2 protein-coding genes are annotated in these 2,491 nt (G+C 68.2%); both read right to left on the reverse strand.

Going from position 1 to position 2,491, the window contains the following annotated elements; genetic code table 11:
• Positions 1-127 precede the first annotated feature (127 nt).
• Positions 128-1,231 (reverse strand): glycine oxidase ThiO, encoded by a 1,104-nt coding sequence (gene thiO / locus CKO31_RS25510; RefSeq protein WP_200243554.1) that lies wholly within the window; start codon positions 1,229-1,231, stop codon positions 128-130.
• Between the two features lie 116 nt (positions 1,232-1,347).
• Positions 1,348-2,295, reverse strand: coding sequence for a 4-hydroxy-3-methylbut-2-enyl diphosphate reductase (ispH, locus tag CKO31_RS25515; RefSeq protein WP_200243560.1), 948 nt, complete (start codon positions 2,293-2,295; stop codon positions 1,348-1,350).
• Positions 2,296-2,491: the final 196 nt, after the last annotated feature.

Consider the following 2,491-nt stretch of genomic DNA (forward strand, 5'->3'; position numbering starts at 1 on the left):
CTCTGCCGACGCTATCCTGCCGAAGTCCCGCGCGAATGTCTAGCCCTGCTTTTGCGACAACCAAATTCCTCAACGCCCTGCCCGACGGCGCCGTTGCTGGGGAGGCTCGGTCATGCTTCAGGGCTGGTCAGCCGCGGGCTGCATCCAGGGCGTACGCCGAGGGCGGCAGAATGGGGTCGCGGCCGAGCAGCAAGTCCGCGAGCAACCGTGCCGAGGCAGGGCCTGTGACCAGGCCGTTGCGGAAGTGGCCGGCGTTGACGTAGAGCCCCTCGGCGCCGGGGTAGGGCCCGATGTAGGGGATGCCGCTGGGGGAGCCGGGCCGCAATCCTGCCCAGTGGTCTTCGATGGGGCTGCGCTTGAGCAGCGGGAACATGTCCGTGGCGATGCGGTAGAGCTCTTCTTTCGCCTCGGCGGTGGTGCGCTTCTCGAAGCCGGCATCCTCCAGTGTGCTGCCGATGAGTACACGGCCGTCTCTGCGGGGGATCACGTAGCGCTCGCGGAACAGGGTCAGGTGGCGGATCTGTCCGGGCTTTGCGTAGAACAGGATCATCTGCCCGCGCACTGGGTGGATATCGGGCTTGCGGCCGATCTTGGCCAGCAGCTCCGCCGTCCAGGCGCCGGTGCAGACTACGACGCGACGGGCGTCGATGTCGCCGCTGACGGTGCGCACGCCTCGGACCTGGCCGTCCTGTACGCGCAGCTCAAGCACCTCTTCCTGCTCGCGGATGCTGACCTTGGGCTCGATGGCGGCGCGCAGGGCCTTGGTAAGCCGGGGGTTGCGGACCTGACCGATTTCCTCGAACCAGAGCGCTTCCCGCACATCGGTGTGCAGGCCGGGCTCTTTCTCGCTGATCCGGCTGCGGCTCAGTGTGATCACTGCCTGCTGCTCGGCGGCGGCCCAGGCCAGCGCATCGGCATGATCCTCGGCATCGAGGATCATCAGCCCGCTGGTGCTGTACTCGGGATCGATGCCGGTGGTCTCGAAGAGGTCGGTGCAGAGTGCCGGGTAGGTGCGCTGGCTCCAGGTGGCCAGTGCGGTCACGGCGCCGGCGAAGCGCCAGGGATAGAGCGGCGAGAGGATGCCGCCGCCGGCCCAGCTCGCTTGCTGGCCGGTGCCGCCCATCTCCACCAGGGTCACTTCGGCGCCGGCAGCGGCCAGCTCGCGGGCGGTCATCAGGCCGATGACGCCGCCGCCGATGACGAGGATGTCGGTGCCTTGGCTATCGGTCATGCGTATGTCCGCAGGCGGTGAAGCAACGGTAGGATTACCAAGTGCAAGCGCTTGGCGAGCGGCTTGTGCGGACGGCTCCGGGGTGCGTATCGGTTGGGAACGGCCGCAGTGTCGAGTCAGCCGGCGCCGGCTGTGTGCTGAAGCTCCTTGGGCAGCGCAAAGGTTACGTTCTCGCGGATGCCGGACTGCTCCTCCACCGCGGCGGCCCCCCAATCCCGCAAGCGCTGGATCACCTGTTCCACCAGCAGCTGAGGCGCCGAGGCGCCGGCGGTGAGGCCGACCCGCGCGCCGTCGGCGAGCCATTCGCGTTGGATGTCGTCGGCGCCGTCGATGAGATACGCCGGTGTACCCGCTTTCTCCGCCAGCTCGCGCAGGCGATTGGAGTTGGAGCTGGTGGTGGAGCCCACCACCAGCACCAGGTCGGCGCGGTCGGCGAGGTCGCGCACCGCGTCCTGGCGGTTCTGGGTGGCATAGCAGATGTCGCTCTTCTTAGGGCCCGTCAGGCTCGGAAAGCGCTCGCGCAGGGCGTCGATGATGCCGGCGGTGTCGTCCACCGACAGCGTGGTTTGGGTGACATAGGCCACACGCTCGGGGTCTGCCACGTTGATCGCGGCCACGTCGTCCAGATCCTCCACCAAGTGCATCCGCCCGCCGTCGGCGGCGCACTGGCCCATGGTGCCCTCCACCTCCGGGTGGCCGCGATGGCCTATCAGCACCACGTCGAAGCCGGCCTTGCAATGGCGAGCCACTTCCAGGTGCACCTTGGTGACCAGCGGGCAGGTGGCGTCGAAGACGCGTAAGCCGCGCTCGGCGGCTTGGGCGCGCACGTCCTGGGACACGCCGTGAGCGCTGAAGACGCAGACGGCGCCCTGCGGCATCAGGTCGATGTCGTCGACGAAGACGGCGCCGCGGGCCTTGAGGTCGTCCACCACATAGCGGTTGTGGACCACCTCGTGGCGTACATATACCGGCGGGCCGAAGAGCTCGAGCACGCGCTCGACGATGTCGATGGCGCGGTCCACACCGGCGCAGAAGCCGCGGGGATTGGCGAGCAGGATATCCATGGGGTCGGGTCTCTCGGGGCTGGCGTCTTGTCCGACTGGTTGACTGTGGATTCTAGCAGGGGCGGTGGGAGTGCGGAGTACGAAGTGCGGAGTACGAGGTGCGAAGTGCGGCGCCCGGGCCGCAGGGCCAGCCCTGGATGCGAGCGCTGGGACTACGGCATGCCGGGCGAGCCGGGTCCAAGGCGATGTACCATGT

It is taken from the genome of Thiohalocapsa halophila (genome assembly GCF_016583825.1).
GTDB lineage: Bacteria > Pseudomonadota > Gammaproteobacteria > Chromatiales > Chromatiaceae > Thiohalocapsa > Thiohalocapsa halophila.

Bases quoted from the DNA above. Each gene is read 5' to 3' on its own strand.
- ispH (WP_200243560.1), bottom strand. From the start codon at position 2,295: ATGGATATCCTGCTCGCCAATCCCCGCGGCTTCTGCGCCGGTGTGGAC.
- thiO (WP_200243554.1), bottom strand. From the start codon at position 1,231: ATGACCGATAGCCAAGGCACCGACATCCTCGTCATCGGCGGCGGCGTC.